Annotated in this window: 18 protein-coding genes; 9 read left to right on the top strand and 9 right to left on the bottom strand. The window is 61.1% G+C overall.

Annotation, left to right across the window (positions count from 1 at the left end):
• The first annotated feature begins 24 nt into the window (after positions 1-24).
• The 5 genes from SINAC_RS24645 to SINAC_RS24625 all read left to right on the top strand — a co-directional run bounded on the left by SINAC_RS24645 (position 25) and on the right by SINAC_RS24625 (position 4,232).
• Positions 25-1,422, top strand: a complete 1,398-nt coding sequence (locus SINAC_RS24645; RefSeq protein WP_015248282.1) for an ABC transporter permease — start codon at positions 25-27, stop codon at positions 1,420-1,422.
• Positions 1,423-1,459: 37 nt separating this feature from the next.
• Positions 1,460-2,170 (top strand): ABC transporter ATP-binding protein, encoded by a 711-nt coding sequence (locus SINAC_RS24640; protein WP_015248281.1) that lies wholly within the window; start codon positions 1,460-1,462, stop codon positions 2,168-2,170.
• An 82-nt stretch (positions 2,171-2,252) separates the two neighbouring features.
• Positions 2,253-3,116: a branched-chain-amino-acid transaminase gene (ilvE, locus tag SINAC_RS24635; RefSeq protein ID WP_015248280.1), complete on the top strand. Its 864-nt coding sequence runs from the start codon at positions 2,253-2,255 to the stop codon at positions 3,114-3,116.
• 15 nt (positions 3,117-3,131) lie between these two features.
• Positions 3,132-3,587, top strand: coding sequence for a universal stress protein (locus SINAC_RS24630; RefSeq protein ID WP_015248279.1), 456 nt, complete (start codon positions 3,132-3,134; stop codon positions 3,585-3,587).
• A gap of 111 nt (positions 3,588-3,698) precedes the next feature.
• Positions 3,699-4,232 carry an NUDIX hydrolase gene (locus tag SINAC_RS24625; protein ID WP_015248278.1) on the top strand — a complete coding sequence of 178 codons (534 nt, stop codon included), beginning with the start codon at positions 3,699-3,701 and terminating at the stop codon, positions 4,230-4,232.
• A 46-nt stretch (positions 4,233-4,278) separates the two neighbouring features.
• On the opposite strand, the gene SINAC_RS24620 is transcribed toward SINAC_RS24625, so the two are convergent.
• The 6 genes from SINAC_RS24620 to SINAC_RS24595 form a co-directional block, all read right to left on the bottom strand.
• On the bottom strand, positions 4,279-5,199 hold the full coding sequence (locus SINAC_RS24620) for a hypothetical protein (protein WP_015248277.1): 921 nt from the start codon (positions 5,197-5,199) through the stop codon (positions 4,279-4,281).
• Between the two features lie 4 nt (positions 5,200-5,203).
• Complete coding sequence (locus SINAC_RS24615; protein ID WP_015248276.1) at positions 5,204-5,839, bottom strand: RNA polymerase sigma factor; 636 nt, start codon at positions 5,837-5,839, stop codon at positions 5,204-5,206.
• Positions 5,840-6,322: 483 nt separating this feature from the next.
• The gene (locus tag SINAC_RS24610) at positions 6,323-6,856 is read right to left on the bottom strand and encodes a hypothetical protein (protein ID WP_015248275.1); all 534 of its coding nucleotides are present in this window, start codon (positions 6,854-6,856) and stop codon (positions 6,323-6,325) included.
• A 2-nt stretch (positions 6,857-6,858) separates the two neighbouring features.
• Complete coding sequence (locus SINAC_RS24605) at positions 6,859-7,701, bottom strand: sugar phosphate isomerase/epimerase family protein (protein WP_015248274.1); 843 nt, start codon at positions 7,699-7,701, stop codon at positions 6,859-6,861.
• The gene (locus SINAC_RS24600; RefSeq protein WP_015248273.1) at positions 7,698-9,341 is read right to left on the bottom strand and encodes a glycine--tRNA ligase; all 1,644 of its coding nucleotides are present in this window, start codon (positions 9,339-9,341) and stop codon (positions 7,698-7,700) included. Before SINAC_RS24600 ends, SINAC_RS24605 begins: the two co-directional genes overlap by 4 nt.
• A 126-nt stretch (positions 9,342-9,467) precedes the next feature.
• Positions 9,468-10,268 carry a 2-phosphosulfolactate phosphatase gene (locus SINAC_RS24595; RefSeq protein ID WP_015248272.1) on the bottom strand — a complete coding sequence of 267 codons (801 nt, stop codon included), beginning with the start codon at positions 10,266-10,268 and terminating at the stop codon, positions 9,468-9,470.
• Positions 10,269-10,820: 552 nt separating this feature from the next.
• On the opposite strand from SINAC_RS24595, the gene SINAC_RS24590 reads away from it, so the two are divergent.
• Positions 10,821-11,444, top strand: a complete 624-nt coding sequence (locus tag SINAC_RS24590) for a hypothetical protein (protein WP_020466740.1) — start codon at positions 10,821-10,823, stop codon at positions 11,442-11,444.
• A gap of 217 nt (positions 11,445-11,661) precedes the next feature.
• Here the strand turns inward: SINAC_RS24590 and SINAC_RS24585 are convergent, their stop codons facing one another.
• The gene (locus SINAC_RS24585) at positions 11,662-12,501 is read right to left on the bottom strand and encodes a hypothetical protein (RefSeq protein WP_015248270.1); all 840 of its coding nucleotides are present in this window, start codon (positions 12,499-12,501) and stop codon (positions 11,662-11,664) included.
• 471 nt (positions 12,502-12,972) lie between these two features.
• Between SINAC_RS24585 and SINAC_RS24580 the strand changes: the two genes are divergently transcribed.
• From SINAC_RS24580 to SINAC_RS41365, 3 genes are all read left to right on the top strand, one after another.
• Positions 12,973-13,179 (top strand): hypothetical protein, encoded by a 207-nt coding sequence (locus SINAC_RS24580; protein WP_015248269.1) that lies wholly within the window; start codon positions 12,973-12,975, stop codon positions 13,177-13,179.
• 187 nt (positions 13,180-13,366) lie between these two features.
• The gene (locus SINAC_RS24575; protein ID WP_015248268.1) at positions 13,367-14,434 is read left to right on the top strand and encodes a DUF1559 domain-containing protein; all 1,068 of its coding nucleotides are present in this window, start codon (positions 13,367-13,369) and stop codon (positions 14,432-14,434) included.
• 678 nt (positions 14,435-15,112) lie between these two features.
• Positions 15,113-15,388, top strand: coding sequence for a hypothetical protein (locus SINAC_RS41365; RefSeq protein WP_237722742.1), 276 nt, complete (start codon positions 15,113-15,115; stop codon positions 15,386-15,388).
• Positions 15,389-15,562: 174 nt separating this feature from the next.
• Here the strand turns inward: SINAC_RS41365 and SINAC_RS24565 are convergent, their stop codons facing one another.
• Both SINAC_RS24565 and SINAC_RS24560 read right to left on the bottom strand, forming a co-directional pair.
• Positions 15,563-16,615: a serine/threonine-protein kinase gene (locus tag SINAC_RS24565; RefSeq protein ID WP_015248266.1), complete on the bottom strand. Its 1,053-nt coding sequence runs from the start codon at positions 16,613-16,615 to the stop codon at positions 15,563-15,565.
• A gap of 13 nt (positions 16,616-16,628) precedes the next feature.
• Complete coding sequence (locus SINAC_RS24560) at positions 16,629-17,231, bottom strand: RNA polymerase sigma factor (protein WP_015248265.1); 603 nt, start codon at positions 17,229-17,231, stop codon at positions 16,629-16,631.
• Between the last annotated feature and the right edge of the window lie 156 nt (positions 17,232-17,387).

The raw sequence follows: 17,387 nt of genomic DNA, 5'->3' as shown, positions 1-17,387 counted from the left end.
CGAAGGCGAACGGAGGCGCCTGATATGTACAAATATCTGCTTTGCTGGCGGTATCTGCGCACCAGGTACATTGCGCTGGCGAGCGTCATCAGCGTGATGCTGGGCGTCGCCACGATGATCGTGGTCAACTCCGTCATGGCCGGCTTCTCCGAGAAGATGCGCGACCGGCTCCACGGTGTCCTGGCCGACATTGTCGTGGAGTCGGAATACGACATGAACGGGTTCTACAACTCCGACGAGGTGATGGCGCGGGTCAAGGCAGTTACCGGCGATCAGGTCTTGGCTATGGCCCCTGCCATGGAAACCTACGGCTTGATGCAGTTCCGTTATGGCGGCCAGAAGTTCACCCGGCAGGTGCAAATCTTCGGCGTCAGGCCCGAGGAACGCGCACGCACCGGTGACTTTGCCGAATACCTGGTCGACGAGAAGAGCAAGCAAATCAAGCCGTCATTCGACGTGCCGGAGTCGCTTCGCTTGGCGGCGTCTCCCGCCGGTCAGGTCATCGAAGGGGATCCCGACAGCGCCATCAACCAGGCGCTACGTGCCCAGGTGGACGAACAAGTCAGCGCCGATGGCGCAATCATCGGCTGGGCGATGGGCACTCTTCATCGAGACGGCAAGGACGACATCATCCTTCGTCGAGGGGATCAGATCAGACTGATCTACCCCAAGGCAAGCCAGCGACCCGAGCCAGGGGCTGACGAGTTCACCGTGGTCGGCTATTTCAAGAGCGGGATGAGCGAGAACGACTCGACTCACATTTACGTTCCCCTCGATCGGTTCCAGAAGGTCCGGCTCCTGGTCAACGAGACGGGACGAGGCGCGGTCAACCAGATCCAGATCAAGGTCAAGCCCGGGGTGAACCTCGATGCCTTGAAAGCAACGATCCAGACGGCGCTGGAAGACTTGCGCCCCATGTATTTCAAGGTCTCAACCTGGGAGCAGAAGCAGGGACCGCTCCTGTCGGCCGTGGCCGTCGAGCAGAGCATCCTGAACATGCTTCTCTTCTTCATCATCGCGGTGGCCGGCTTTGGCATCCTGGCGATCTTCTCGATGATCGTCGTGGAGAAGACCCGCGACATCGGCGTGATGAAGGCACTGGGCGCGTCCACTTCGGGAGTCCGGGGGATCTTCCTGGGCTACGGCTTGCTCCTGGGGGCTGTGGGGAGCGGGGTCGGCATGGCGGGGGGCCTCTTGTTCGTCCACTACATCAACACGATTGAAAAGTGGCTCAGCAAGGTGACCGGGCGCAAGGTCTTTGACGACTCGATCTACTACTTCAACGAGATCCCGACCCTCGTCGAGCCCTGGACCGTCTTCTGGATCGTGGGCGGAGCGCTCTTCATCGCAGCGGCCGCAAGCGTCTGGCCGGCGCAGCGGGCCTCCAAGCTGCATCCCGTGCGTGCCCTTCGTTTTGAGTAAGGATCCGACTCACTTTTTTCTTTCCGGGGAATCAAGGATGGCAACTCATCTCTCGGCCGTCGGGGTGGAAAAGAGTTATCGGAAAGGGAAGAACCAGGTTCCCGTGCTCCACGGCGTCGACATGGACGTCGAGCACGGCGAGCTCGTCGCGATCGTCGGCGCCAGCGGTTCGGGCAAGAGCACGCTCATGCACGTCATGGGCCTGCTCGACTCGCCCGACGCAGGTTCGGTCACTCTGGACGGACAGCGCATCGACAACCAGTCCGATCGCCGTCGCGACGAGCTGCGCAATCAGACCTTCGGGTTCATCTTCCAGTTCTACCACCTGCTCCCTGAGCTCTCGGCGCTCGAAAACGTGATGATGCCCCAGTTGATCCGCCACGGCCTCTGGTCGTACATGGGGCAACGGGGCCGCATCCGTCGTGAAGCGACCGCCCTCCTGGAACGGGTCGGCCTGGGACACCGCCTCAACCATCTGCCCACGGAACTCTCCGGCGGCGAAATGCAGCGGACGGCGATCGCACGCGCCCTGGCCGGAGGGCCCGAAGTGCTCTTGGCCGACGAGCCGACCGGCAACCTCGACGCGGCGACCGGTCAAGGGGTTCTCGAGTTGCTCCGCGACTTGAACCGCGAACGCGGACTCACTATGATCATGGTCACCCACGACCCTCAGATTGCCCTGCAAGCCGATCGGGTCGTTCGGCTCGCCGAGGGGCGAATCGAGGAATGGGCCCCCGCTTTAGCCTGAGACCAAGGCGCGGGGGCCCCCTTTTTTTTATTATTCCAAGGGGTCGGTCTCTGAGACGTGCCTTGGCGGGAGTGCCATCCAAATGAGCCTCAAAATCTATATCAGCGGCAAGCTCTACGACAAGGCCGACGCCAAGATCAGCGTCTACGACCACGGCTTACTCTACGGCGATGGCGTGTTCGAGGGCATTCGTGCCTACTCGGGACGGGTCTTCCGCCTGACGAAGCACGTCGAGCGACTTTATGAATCCGCCCGGTCGATCCACCTCGAGATCCCGATCTCGCAGGAAGCGATGGCCAAAGCCATCGTCGACACCGTGGCGGTCAACGGCCTCAGCGATGCCTACGTCCGGGCCGTCGTCACCCGAGGCTCAGGGAGCCTCGGGCTCGACCCCCGGAAGACGACCGATCCCCAGATCATCATCATCGCCGACGCCATCAGCCTCTACCCGGCCGAACTCTACGAGCACGGCCTGAAAATCATCACCGCGGGCACCCAGCGCAACCACCCGAGCGCGCTCAATCCCCGGATCAAGTCGCTCAACTATCTCAATAACATCATGGCCAAGATCGAGGGCACGAACGCCGGCTGCCTCGAAGCCCTGATGCTCAACCACAAGGGTGAAGTGGCCGAGTGCACCGGCGACAACATCTTCATCGTCCGCCGAGGAGAGCTGCTGACCCCTGGAATCGACGCTGGGATTCTCGAGGGGATCACCCGCGACGCGGTGATCGAGCTGGCACGCGCGGCCGGCATCACCGTGGTCGAGCGTTCGATGGACCGCCACGACATCTACACGGCCGATGAATGCTTCCTGACGGGGACCGCCGCCGAGGTGATTCCCGTGGTCGAATGCGACGGCCGCTCGATCGGCCTGGGCAAACCGGGACCGGTCACGCTCGACCTCCTGCGCCGGTTCCATACCCTGGTACGCGAAGAAAAGTAAGCGAGGATCCAGCTCGTGATTGAGATCCGATCGATCCTGGCTCCCACCGATTTCAGCAAGCATGCCGCGAAGGCGGTGCGGTATGCTTGCCTTTTGGCCGAGCGGCTCGGAGCCGAGCTCCACCTACTCCACGCCCTATCCGACATCGTGCCCGTTGGGCCCGACCCGATGCTGACGCCTGTCCTTCCTCCCGAGTATTACACGGAGGCCAAGGAGCAGGCGCTCGCGGCGCTTGACAGAACGCTCGAGCCCGACTGGGGCCAGCCCGCCGCCATCAAGACCTCGGTCAGTTGGGGCGATCCGGTCGAGGAGATCGTTGCTTACGCCCGCGAAGAAGCGATCGACCTGATCGTGGTCGCCACCCACGGGCGAACCGGGCTAAGCCACGTCCTGCTCGGCTCCGTGGCCGAACGAATCGTCCGTGAGGCCCCCTGCCCTGTCCTCACAATCCGCGATCGAGAAGGGCGCTGAGCGTGGGTAGACGTGGTATCCCTTCGGAGGGATCGCCCACGTTTGGGGTGACTGACACCACTTTGTAGGCCGAAAGATCACCCTGCTCGGCTCGACCAGAGGTCAAGAGAGATGTCCGACCCACTCCCCCCGGGACGCAGGCTGATCTATCAGGGTCGCAAGATCGACCTCGCGCTCCAGGAGGTCCAACTCGCCGACGGCTCAAAAGCCGAGCGTGAGGTGGTCGTTCACCGGGGCGCGGTCGCTCTCGTTCCGATGGTCGACGCCGATCACGTCTGCCTTGTAAAGAACGATCGCTACGCGGTCGAGACGACGTTACTCGAGGTTCCCGCTGGCACAATCGATCCCGGCGAGTCGCCCGATCAGACCGCGCCTCGGGAACTGAGCGAGGAGACCGGCTACCGCGCGGGTAAGATCAGCCGGATTGCCGAATGGTTCGTTTCGCCGGGCGTGATGACCGAGCGAATGTACCTCTACCTCTGCGAGGATCTCACGCCGGGCCCCACGCAACACCAGCCGGATGAGCGTTTGGAACCGGTGGTTGTGGCGTGGAGTGAGGCGCTGGAGATGGTCCGCGACGGACGGATCGTGGATGCCAAGTCGATGTTGGCCATTCTACTCTGCGCCCGGCTCCACCGACCTTGATCGGTGAGCGGGCGTGCCAATCCCTTTGACCTCATCCCTCAACGTCTCACCGATCGGTGTAGGGAAAAAGGCTGGGAATGAGGGCGGCGTCGTTGGCGTTCACGCCGGGTCCAGGGCGATGGTCTTCGTTCAAGAAAATGTCGAGGTCGAGCGGACTGACCTGCCGCGTCGTATGCCAGGTAATGTGGCCGTCGGAGAAGAGGACGTTCTGGCCTCGACCGCCGTGGTTCGGGCTATTCCCTTCCAGGATCACTCCCCCCTCGTGAGCGGGCTGGTCGGCCAGCAGCGGTACATGGGACGAGTGACTGGCGAGGACGGGGCCGGGACGACCTGACCGGTTGCGGTAGCCGACGTGATAGGCATAGTCGCCATCGAGCATCCTGCGATAGGACTCGGGCGAATGCGGCTTGGGGCTCTCCTGCTCGCAACTCCCGTTGCAGGGACAGTCAAGCGCCTTGAGGTCCTTGAGCAGGCCGGAATCCTGCAAGGTCACCGCATAGGTCCCGGCGACGGCATTCGGCCGGTCGGTGGGGCCATACGGATACTGGTGGTGCAACCCGGCGTACTGAGCCAGGCCGATCCCTAATTGCCGCAGGTTGAACCCACAGCCCGCCTGGGCCATACGATCCTTGGACCGCTGCATGGCAGGGACAAGCGTGAGCAGGCCCGCCAAGAAGATGCCGGCCGCAACCGCGATATCCGCCCAGCGGAACGGGACGGTCGTGGGCACGTAGTCGAGAATCGTCCGTCGCCGCCCATGTTCGGCAACGAAGGCGCGGGTCCGCACCAGGAGGTGAGTCGGAACTTGGATGGTTTCCCCGTCGTCAAGCAGTTGGTGGACAGCCCGGCCAAGGCGGTCGAGCACCTCCGCCAAGTGCGGGTCGGTGGCCACCTCGGCGTCGGCCAGCTCGCGGGTGGGGCCCTCGAGTTGACCGAGCACGTAATCAAGTTGGTCTGAAGCGTTCATAGGTTTAGCTACTTCCGTCTCGATTCGCTGCCTTCGCCATCTGTTGAAGCTTGGCAAGAGCTGCGTGCAGTCTGGACTTGACGGTGCCAACCGGGATGTCGAGGATTTCGGCGATTTCGCGATACTTCAGATCTTGGTGATAGGCCAGGGTCAGCGTTTCCCGCAGAGTGTCAGGGAGACGGGCCACGCTCTGGCGGACCCATTCCGCCCGTTCCTGCCCCTGGAGTTCCGCCAACGGGCCGGAGTCTTCGCCGACCAAGAGATCGACCAAGCTCCCCGCTTCATTCTCACTGGACGCAACGCGTTGATCCAGGCTTACCGTCGGGTGACGGCCCACCTTTCGCAACGCATCAACGGCCTGGTGAGTGGCGATCGAGTAGAGCCAGGGACGGACAGGGCGTCCATCTTCATAAAGCGATTTCTTCAGGTGAACCTGCAAGAACGTGTTTTGAAACACATCCTCGGCCAAAGCCGAATCTCCCAGGTAGCGCACCAAGTAACGATAGAGTTCGTTCTGATAACGGTGAACGAGCGCGTCGAAGTCCCCGGCCTGTCCCGTCTCGCGGTATCGGCTGAGAAGCTCCTCGTCCGTGGTGGGGGCGAGGTCTTCCACGGTCTCAGTACCAGGTGCCTTCATCATCGTTACGGTCCGCCGCGCCGAAAGGTTCGGACTCGCGGTTCAAAAAACATTCGGGCGGTTCCAGAACCAACCTCGTCCGGAGCTTTCTCGCGCAAGACGTTGTCGCATCCAGTCTAAACGCCACTCTGATCGTGTCAACCCGTTCATCATTTCGCGACCGGGGACCAGAGCGAAAAATCGGCGCGACAGGGCGGATTCGTACATGAAGGGATGAGCAGAGCCCGGCCAGGTCGGTAACTCGAACCAGGGTGGTGAGTGGCCAATCCGTTGAATGGCCAAGCAGCCCTTTCCTAATTTTAGGACACAGGTTTTCAGAATCATCCCCCAGAACCACAGGCGATCTGCCCGCAACTACGATGGAATTCAGATCAAGAGCGGGCGGGTCGCCCGCGGTCCCAGGGGGTGATTCCCACTCATCCGAATCAGGGGGTCGATCCTCCCGATCGAGTTCGGGTTCAGGCTCACCGTTTCGTGCGCCGTAAATCAAACCCCAGGCTGCATGGCGCGTTCCAAGGCACGAGCCAGGTCTTCGGGGAGTTGGCTCCCAATCAACAACTTGGTGCCATCGACCAGGTCGATGCGAACACCAAGATTACCCCGCGCATTGAGAACGCGAACGCCATCACGGCCAAGCCGGATCCCCCACCCCCCGTAGTCGGCCAGGGGGCGGTAGGTCACAACCTCGATTTTTTGGATCGAACTGATCGGGACGATCCGGCGATAGGTCGGGATCCAGCCAAACCAAACCCGGAGGTCGGTCGGAGACACTTCGGTGGTCATCCGAAGCAGGCCGACGATCAGCACAACGGGCAAAACCAGACCGACAAGGAAACCGACGGCCAACTGGGGGGACGCATCGTTATCGCGCACCCCCGGATTGGCACCGGTCACGTAAGAGCAAAAGAGGGCGAACCAGAGAAGCCCCACGGCCACGGCAATGAAGGCGTACACTCGCCAGTCGAAGTTCTGTTCCTCGCGATAGACAACGACGGGAGGTGGAAATGCCGCCAAGGCCACGCTCAGGACCCTCCCCGCGATGAATCTTCCTGGCCCCAGCTTCCCAACACCCGAGTGAGGGCCTGGTAACCCGCATCGGCGACCCGATCGGCGGGAATCTGCCAGAGTTGGGGGTTGAGCACTTCCAGAGAAACGTGCCCCGTATACCCGATCCGTCCCAGGTGTTCGAGAATCGGCCCGATCTGAAAGTCTCCTTCACCGGGCAGGATCCGATCGCTGTCGCTGGCGAGCTCGCGCGGGGTTCCACTCAGGTCCGAGACCTGCACCCAGCCCAAGTTCTCGGAAGTCAGGTAGGCGAGATCCTCAAACTTACTGGGCCCGGTGTAATAGTGGAAAAGATCGAGGCAAACGCCCAACCCCTCGGAACCACACTGCGCCACCAGAGCGAGCGTGGTGTCCAGACTGGCGCAGAAGGACGCTCCTTTTTGGAACTCCAGCGCCAGCCTCACCCCGAATCCACGCGCCAGCTCGTTCGCCTCGATCAAGGACTCGATCGCGCGGCCGTAATCCTCGGCGGCCATCTCGCGAACAAAGTCAGGGACGACGATCAGGACCGGAACGCGAAGCTCCTGGAGGATCGCCAGCCGGCGCCGGAAGTGGTCCCAATGGACCTCACGTTCCGGGCCGCGAGCCAGCAAGAGCCCCCCTTGTGAAGCGGCGGCCACCGGTTCGAGCTTCTCCTGATCGAGCAGCGCACGGGCCTCGGCCACCGAATGGGTCAGCAAGTAGTTCTCCAGCTTCGTCAGCCAGAGTTCTACGGCCGTCCAGCCGGATCGCCCGTACGCCTTCAGGTCGTCCACGAAGGACGTGCTCAAGGTGGTCGCTTGGCTAATACAGGGTTTCATGTCGCGTCGCTCTCCTCAGCGGCGGCGGGCCGGTCGGCGGCCGGCACCGATCCCCCTTCAAGCAAGTCGCGCACAGCCTGAACGACGCCGGCCAAGGGAACACGCCACTGCCGGCAACTGTCGCGGTCACGGAATGTGACCGTGTCGTCGGTGAGCGTCTGCCCGTCCACCGTAATGCCGAACGGCGTTCCCGCTTCGTCCTGCCGGCGATAGCGCCGGCCGATCGCCCCCTTCTCGTCGAAGAAGACGGGGTAATGACGCTGCAGGTCGCGGTAGATGGCCTCCGCCTTTTCGGGCATGCCGTCCTTCCTGACCAAGGGGAAAACCGCCGCCTTGATCGGGGCGAGCCTGGGATGGAACTTCAGGACGTTGCGAACCTCGCCTCCCACCTCATCCTCATTGTACGCTTCGCAGAGGAAAGCCAAGGTGGCCCGATCCGCCCCCGCCGACGGTTCGATCACGTGGGGAATGTACTGGTAGGGATAGCCCGGCTGCGGCTCCCCTTCGCGCTTCTTCACGTACTCCTTGAACGAAGTCAGCCCGAGGCCTGCCTTGTCGCGTTCCCAACGTTCCTCATCGAAGTAGCTCAGGTCTTTGCCGCTGAACTTCTGATGCTGCGTCAGGTCGTACGACCCTCGATTCGCAATTCCTTCCAGCTCGCTGACGCCGAAGGGGAAGCTGTATTCGATGTCCGCGGTCCCCGTGGAGTAGAAGGCCAACTCGTTCGCGTCGTGCTCACGGAGTCGAAGCCGATCGCTGCGGAGCCCGTGCCGGACATACCACTGGAACCGCTGATCGCGCCAGTATTGATACCATTTCGCCGACTCTTCGGGATGGCAGAAGAATTCAATCTCCATCTGCTCAAATTCCCGAGAACGGAAGATGAAGTTTCGGGGATTGATTTCGTTCCGGAAGCTCTTGCCAATCTGGCCGATGCCGAACGGCGTCTTGACGCGCCCGGTGTCAACCACGTTCTTGAAGTTAGCAAAAATCCCCTGGGCCGTTTCGGGGCGCAGGTAGGCCTTGCTCGACGCGTCCTCGAGCGCTCCGATGTTGGTCTCGAACATCAGGTTGAAGGAGCGGGGGCGAGTCAGCGTGCCTCGCGCCTTGCAGGACGGACAAGGGACGAGCGCATAGAGCTCGTCGGTGATCGCCAGGTTGTCGAGCCGGATCACGTCAGGATCGCAATCGGCTTGAGCCGCATTCGCCTTCTTGAACTTCTCGATCGCCTTGGCGTTCTCGCGCTCGACGTCCTCGCGCTCGCCGATCGCACTGAAAACGAGCGGACGAGGATTGGTCGCGCCTTGAGGTCCGGAGCGATCGGTGAACACCAGGGCCGTCATCTGATCGGCGCGGAACCGCCCTTTGCACTCGCGGCAATCCACCATCGGGTCGCTGAAGCCGCCAACGTGTCCCGAGGCCTCCCAGACCTTGGGGTGCATGATGATCGAGCAGTCGAGGCCGACCATGTCGTCACGCATCTGGACGTTGTCGCGCCACCAGGCTTCCTTGATGTTCCGCTTCAGCTCAACGCCCAGGGGTCCGTAGTCCCAAAAGCCGTTGATGCCGCCGTAGATCTCACTCGAGGGAAAGATAAACCCCCGGCGCTTACAGAGCGAAACCAGCTTGTCCATATCCATCGCGTCGTCGTCCTAATAGTCGCGGCGGAAACCCGTTGCGGGTCCACCGATCATGTCTCATTCGTTCGATCGTGAATAGGGTGCGAGCCGGCACCTGCTGAGGCTGTTCGTCGAGGCCCGATCCGCTCAAGGGCCTTGATGGACCGCCACAATCCGGAGCGGGTCGCGAAGCAGCTCGGCGGTCACCTGATGGCCGGACCGATTCAGGTGGGCTGCATCGTCGATGTCGGCCGCCAATCCCAACTCCAGGACGCGGCGACCGCCCCGTCCTCGGCGGAGATAGCGAACCAGCGGGTTGCTCTCCGCGTCGGGGTCACCGCTCTTGAACCAGAGCGAGTTGTGGATTTTCGACCAGGCCCCTGCGGCAATTTCCGCCTCGTCATTCCTGAGCCCTGCCCCCATATCCTTGAGATGCTGCGCAAAGGCACCCGCGAGCAGGCCGTCTTCGAGGCTGATGCAACCGTCAGTCCCCGAGCAGACCACATGGACGTCGCGGCTTTCGAGATGCAACGCCTGAACGGTCGCGGCGAAGTTGGGGAAGGAGCCGATCAAGACCCGCTCGGCCTCCAGGCTCGCGAGAATCGCGCGCGTGCCGTTGGTCGTGGTCATGACCAGCGTCTTACCCCGACAGACCTCGGAGGTGAACGAGCGGGGGGAATTGCCGAGGTCGAACCCCTCGATGGGCAGCCCCTCCCGTTCCCCCGCAAGAAGGACCGAGCCGGCCGGAAACCCGTGGGACTCACGGCGGGCCTCATCGATCTCCCCGCAAGGGATCACGGCCTCACAGCCGGCCGCCAGGGCGTGAACCATGGCCGTTGTCGCCCGGAGTACATCCACGACCACAGCGACCCCCCCCTTCAAGGCTCCAGGAGGGATCAGGCTCGGTAAGAAATGGACGAAGACTTCGGGCTGCTCGGTCTCGGGCATGGACGAAGATCCTCTCGCGAGTCCTTTTGGTTTCGCTCGTTCGGTAATCCGCTACGATTATGGCATGCCATACGCCCCGTTGTGGAGACCTCCTTACTGTAGCGTAAGGGCGAGCGCAGGACAGCCTCGAGCCGCTCTGATGGCATGGTGGACAATCGCGAACCTTCGCCTTCCCAAGGAAGACCCTTTCCGTTAGTCTTCGCCCCTCTAGGCGACTCGATTTCCCATCACGGGTCGCGCAAGGGATCGAGGCAGCCGATTCAGCCTGGGCGAGGTGCATGGATGCACGAGCCGAAGGGAAGGATTCTCCCACTTAGCGGGCCCAGACGATTTATTATCGATCTGGTGCATTTCGCGCGTCAGGTTCCATCGACACCCGTTAGTCGAGTTGTCAACGTTTCGGCGTTGATGGAGCCACGCGAGCACCACCCGTCGCGACCTTCGTGGGCACTCTTGTTCATGAAGGCTTACGCGTTGGTCGGGGTGCAGCATCCGCCGTTGCGGCGGGCGTTGCTGGAATTTCCATGGCCACGAATATACGAACACCCCTGGATGAATTGCGCGCTCGCCATCGAGCGCTCGTTCCAAGGGGACGACGGCGTCTTCGTGGGACTGTTCCGGGCCCCTGAGCAGCAGTCGATCTGCCAGCTCCAGGAAGCCTTACGGTTCTACAAGAATCAGCCACTTGAACGGGTCGGAGTCTATCGCCGGGCACTCGCGTTCAGCCGCGTGCCCCGGCCGATTCGACGTCTCTTCTGGTGGAGTACCCTGAATGTCTCAGGGTTCAAGCGGGCCAAACGGTTCGGCACTTTCGGCCTCACGAGTTACGGCGCTCTGGGGGCGGAATCCCTCCATCCCATTTCGCCGCTAACCACCACGCTGACGTTCGGGCCAATCTCGGCCAGCGGCGACGTCGTGGTGAAGCTGATCTACGACCACCGCGTCCTCGATGGCGCCTACGTGGCTCGTCGGCTCCGCGATATCGATGATGCTCTGCAAGGGGCGATCCTCGACGAATTGCGCCACGGACCCTTTCCAGAAACGGTCCAACCGATGCCGACGTCATCAGCCATCCCCGCACCAATCTCCTTGAAACTGCACCGGCCGGGAGAGATCGACACCCCAGCCGAGACCCGACCGCGCGAGGATTACTCGTCTCCCGGTCACGCGGTTTAGGCCCGCTTCCGAGTTGGTGACTTCCTGGGACTGTGGGCACCCTGCCCGGCCCGCATTCGGGAGTCGTTGGGAAGTCAGGGGACGACACCCCGGAAAACCGCTCAAACAGCCCAATCGCCTGAACCCGGCTCCTTATTAAGGAGCCGGGTTTTTTTATTCTCCCATCCGGATCCGACCTCAAGCTTAAGCTCGCGCCGGCAGCCTCACTTTACTCCGCTCAAGGCTGAGACACTTCCTGGTCGGTCGTGACGCGAACCTCGAGTCGGCTCATCATCCGCTTGAGTCCTTCCTCTTTCGCGTTAATGAAGAGCACATTTTCCATCACGATCGCTTTTCGTTCCTCGGTGACGTGCAGAACAATCTTGCCCGCCCCCAAGAGGAGAAACTCGAAGACGTCGGGAATCTCCTTGTCGAACTTGAGGTTCAGCGTCGGGTAACGCTCCAGGTCGCTGAGCGGACCATGGTGATGAAGAATCTCGTTGGGCAAGATTTCCCAGTAGTCGAGATAGCGCGTCACATAGATCACCGCGAAGTTGAGCGCGAGGATCGCCGCGACCATGAAATAGAAGCCGGAGTTGGCGACGACATAGATTCCGCCCACAAGGACCCGAGCCGGTTTGAGCAAGTCGGCATCAAAGTAGGCCGCGATCCAGAGCAAGAAAAAGAGGCCGAGCAAGACGAGGAGAACGATCGCAACGACCGTGAAGCGCGGGAAGTCGATCGCCATAATCAGCAGGTTGAAGGTGAAAATTCCCAGGAAGAGAATCCCCAACAAGTTCTGCGAGGTCATAAACCGTTCGTGCTTCAGAGTCACGGCGGCCGGCACCGCCACCGGTTCCCCCTTCGCCTCTTTGGCCGCCACCTCAGCTTTCTCGAGCTTGATCGGATCGCTGGTCCGGTCCCCGATCAATTCCATCCCGATCCCGCAGATCAAGGCAGCGATCATGGTCGGGAAGATGAAGATAAGTTTCGGGTAAGTGAAAATTCGGATCCCAGGATCACGTTGTTTAACCTGGGTGCTTGGGGGCGTGGATGCCGCTTTTGGGTCCGAGGCCATGTGGGAAGATCTCCAGAACCGGACGCCGCGAACAAACAAAACTCCCAACGGTCACTCGCCGCCTGGTTCGTCCCGACGTCGATGCGTTCGGCTGAGGGCATGGTAACGCCCGGGCAGCCCTCGGTAAAGTCCCCGACCCCAAGGGGATCGGTATCGAGACTCAGCCGGATCCCTTTTCAATACCGCAGAGGGATTCGCTCTCCCCCACGATTCATTGCGAGCAATCCGAACTGATTCGTTCGATCAAGCCAGAACATTTCAATTTGACAAACACGGCGAACCCGCGCACGCTGTTCCGTGGTCTGGCTCGGGCTTATTTGAATGAAGGCCATTCAGGACGCCGATATTCTCGCGTGGAGTAGCACGCCATGTTATTGCAATCTCTACATCCTTCACGTACTGTTGGCTCCCTTCTTCCCGATCCGTGAAGTCTACCAAATATCTTTCGAACAATAACTGGAGTCATCTCTCATGATGAAGCTGCACTCAAGCATGGCTCGTTGGAACAGCCTGACCTTGGTGTTGGCGCTGGTCGTCGCGGCTTCGGCCAGCTTGCCCGGCTGCGGTGGTGACGCCGAGAAAACCACTCCGCAAACCGAATATCCGGCCGAACATAAGGCCGCGGACCAGGCTCAAATCGATTTCATGAAGACTCAAGGCAAGGCCAAGAAAAGATAGGGGTCAGGCTCACGGCAATCGTGTTGTGATGATTTCCCTCTTTCCTCCCCCATCGTTCAGTTAATGACCTCAACGCGAAGAACTTCCGCGACAACGAGTGGTTCGATCGCCCTTTTTCCGTCCTCGTGTGAGGACGTTGTTCTTTTTCCTGTGATTTCAAAGTCAATCGAATGATGGGAGGCCATGTATGAGAAGCAATCTGAGACGCGGGTTCACGCTCATCGAGCTTCTGGTGGTCATTGCAATCATCGCTGTGCTCATCGCACTCCTGCTCCCAGCCGTGCAAGCGGCCCGCGAGGCCGCTCGCCGGTCGCAGTGCATCAACAACCTGAAGCAGATTGGTCTGGCACTCCATAACTACCACTCGGCACTCAACGCCTTTCCCATGGGAGGGTCGCACAACCCGAGCAGCGCCCCGCAGTCATTCACCTATGGCGACATGACCGATAACGGCGGCATTACCTGGGATGCCTGGAGTGCCCAGTCCGCACTCCTGCCGTACATCGAGCAGCAGGCGATCTATTCCGCCATCAACTACAACTTCGCCCCGCGACCGGGGACCGAAGGCGGCACCATCAATTCCACCGCGTTCAATTCCAAGATCGCCTCCTTCCTTTGCCCTTCCGACGGCAATGCGGGAAAGGTGAACTACAACAGCTACGGTGCGAGCCAGGGTACAACCACGATCAACTGCTGTGGCAACGAACTCAAAGCCACCACGGGAATGTTCGGCAACAGGGCCTCCACCTCGCTTGCGGAGGTCAAGGACGGAACCTCGAACACAATTGCTTACTCCGAATCCCTGGTCGGCAACGCGATCAATGAGCCAAATCGGGAGGGCAATGCAGCCAGGGGGAGCAGTGGGCAAGCAAGCGGCAGGGTTGACGCCACGGGACTGTTAACCCAGATCAAGGCCGACATGGCAAGCTGTGACACGGACTTTCAGACTGGACCACTGACGGGAAACACCCGAAACGCCCGTGGCTCCAGTTGGGGCATCGGCGCATTGGGCTACTCGATGTTCAACACCGTCATCCCGCCGAACGGAGCAAAGTGGGTGGCCTGCCGCACCGACTGCTGCGCCCAGGCTCAGCATGCTCACTATAACCTGGCGACGAGCGCCCACTCCGGCGGCGTGAACGTCGCCATGGCCGATGGTTCGGTCAAGTTCATCAAGAACTCGGTTTCTTGGAACACCTGGTGGGCCCTCGGCACCAAGGGGAACGGCGAGGTGATCTCCGCCGACTCCTACTGAGCCAAAGCTTAAGTAACTAAGGAAGGGGGGAAGCTCGAATTGAGTTTCCCCCCTTCCCTTAGCGAGTTCATGGTCGATGATCCGCCGAAAGACTCATCCACTCCCAGCCGGGCCAACGGCCCCCTGCCTCTTCACTTGAGCCGGTCACTCGCAATCCCAGCGGGTTTCCGGAGGTCCGCAAGCCACATCCTCCAATCCCAAACTGCCGCTGATCCCAGCGACTCCCCTCGTCCAAATTCCTTTCTTACCCAACGCCCGGCCCACCGACTTGAAAGGCGTTTCACAGCCGAGGCCGCGTCCCGCCGGCTCGAACGGGTGGGTTCGCCACATCCTCTTCGCCTTCGCCGACCGCCCTGGTGCAGACGGATGTGAAGCCATCTCCATTTCAAAGCCGTCAACGACGATTGACGTTGATCTTGCACAACGTAAAAAAATACTACTGGACAAATCGCCACACGTAACGTAAGTTCAAAACGTTCTTACGTTCGATTTCTGTTGTGACTATAAAGGGGAAAACAAGCGATGATTTTATCGTCTCGATGGGTCACGGTTGGAATGAGCGTCGTCTCAATCTTATTCTTGAGCTTGATCCCTGCGACAGCGCAAGAGGCGCCTCCCACAACCTCATCCTCGTCCACAAAAACCGAAGCCCCCGCAGCCAAGCCATCGAACAATTCGGTGCGCCGAGTTCCGCCTTACTTCGCGCAAATCGGCCTCTCGCGTGAACAGAAAGACTCGATCTATCAGGTCGTGGCGAAACACCAATCGAGAATTGAAGAACTGAAGAAAGAACTCGCCGAGGCAAACACCAAGATGGTTGAAGAATGTGAGGCCCTGCTCGACGAGGCGCAAAAGAAATCGCTCGAAGGCCGTCGCCGCTCAGCGGCGGACGCCGCCAAGGCCAGGGCATCCGCCAAGCCGGCGAAAGCGAAAGACGATAAGAAGACGGACTGAGAATCACTCGGAATGAGCCCGCCCGCTCGGGTGGACCAGTCCGAATTCCTCCGGCTGCTCTTCTGCCCGCTCAACCGAATTCCAGTAGCCCGGCCGGGCTACTGGAATGGCTTGATTCGAGTTTGGACGGCCGGGTCTGACGTTGGAATTTCTGATAGATCGGTCTCGCGGAGTTCAGACCTCCAGCGAGGCTCGAAGATCGGCCGCCAGAAGGTCAGCCCGTGGATAGCGGTCGTCGGCCCGTTTCGCAAGTGTTCGGAGGCAGACTCGCTCCAATTGCTCCGGCACTGATCCGTCGATGCTCCGAAGGGACGGGGGAGCTTGATTGACGATCTGCTCACGCAACTCGATCGCAGTCCCCGCCAAGAACGGGCGACGGCCAGTCAGTAGCTCGAACAAGACCACGCCAAGACCGTAAAGATCCGCCCGGTGATCGATGGGCCCAAGTTCTTCCGTCAGTTGTTCAGGAGCCATGTAGGGAAGCGTGCCGACGCCGCCTTGGTTCCTCTTGAGGTCCTCCTCGAGGACGGCGATCCCGAAGTCGGTCAGATAAGCCTTGCCTTGCAGGTCAATCAAGATGTTCGCCGGCTTGATGTCGCGATGAACGAAGCCGGCCCGATGCGCATGGTCGAGGGCATCGGCCACGTCAGCCACGATTCGGGCCGACGCCTCGTGGTCAGGGTGTTCCGTCTTGATCCAGAGCGCCAGGTTGGTTCCTTCGATCCACTCACCGACGATGAAGCACGAAGTCCCCTCGCGCCCGACGTCATGTACCGGGACAATGTTCGGATGCCGGAGTTGGGCCACCTTACGTGCTTCGATGCGACATTGATCCACCTCCCCCGAAGTAACCGGCCGGTCCACCCTTGGAATTTTCACGGCGACAAGTCGTTCGAGCCAGGTGTCGAACCCCTTGTAGACCCGCCCAAAGCCCCCCTCCCCCACCAAGGAGTCGAGCCGGTAACGGTCGGCCAGCAAACGGGGCAAGCTGGAGTCGGCCGGCACCAACCGAGCAAAGCCGGATGCGGACACCGACATCAGAGTTCCGCTTTCGATGGACTCATTCAGCCAGTCCACCTGCTCGAGTTTCGCAACCTGCCGGCGGAAGCCGGTGAGGAGTTGCGGGCAATCGCGACACAGTTCCTCGGGCGCGAGGGCCTCCCCCTGGGCTTTGCCCTCCTCCCAGCGCACGATTAAGTCGAGGATCTTCTCTCGGTCACTTTCCATCGTCGTTCATGCCTCACTCCCCTTCGGGAGAATCGCCATGGAGGGCATCGCGAATCAAGAGCCGGGCGGAAGCCCACCGCCGTTGGATCGTCTTGGTCGCAACCCCAAGCGACGCAGCGGCCTGCGCATGGCTCATCCCTTGATACCAGACCCGGTCCATGACCTGCCGTTCCGGCTCGGGCAGCCGGTTCACGACCTCATGGAAGGCCGCCCAGCCCTCGAGCGTCTCAGGCCGCTCCGATCCGTTGTCGATCCCGGCCAGTCGAGAACCAGGGTCGACCCCATCGGTGTGGTGATGGGCTCCTTTTCCCTGGGGACCATAATCGCGGCGCGCCAGGTCAATCAACTCCCGACGAATCTGTGCCGCCGCCAGGTGATCGAAATGGGCGACCCCTTCAGGTCGGACCGTGGCGAGACTGCGGTGAAGTCGCAAGAGCGCCGCCTGGAGCAAGTCGTCCGTCTGCTCCCAACGTCCCACATGCGGAAAGCGTCTGAGCATCGCACGGGCGAGAGTCACAAACCGCTTCTGAGCCAGGGCCACTAACGGCTCCCGAGCGGAATCGTCACCGGCCCGGAGCCGGTCCAGCAGGTCGCTCGCTTCGGTGGTCTGGCCCATGGTTCAGCTCCCCCCCTCCTCATCCTCAATGATACCTCCACCAGCCCATCTCTGATTGCGCCCCATTTTAGTGCAAGGCATCAAGCCGACCACCCCACCCCCCAATCGAGGGACTCCCACTCGGTTGGATGTCCACCTCAGCCGTTGGCTCTCGCA

The organism is Singulisphaera acidiphila DSM 18658 (genome assembly GCF_000242455.2).
GTDB lineage: Bacteria > Planctomycetota > Planctomycetia > Isosphaerales > Isosphaeraceae > Singulisphaera > Singulisphaera acidiphila.
Note: the sequence above shows the minus strand (reverse complement) of the source record. Positions and strands in the feature narration are given on the sequence as shown.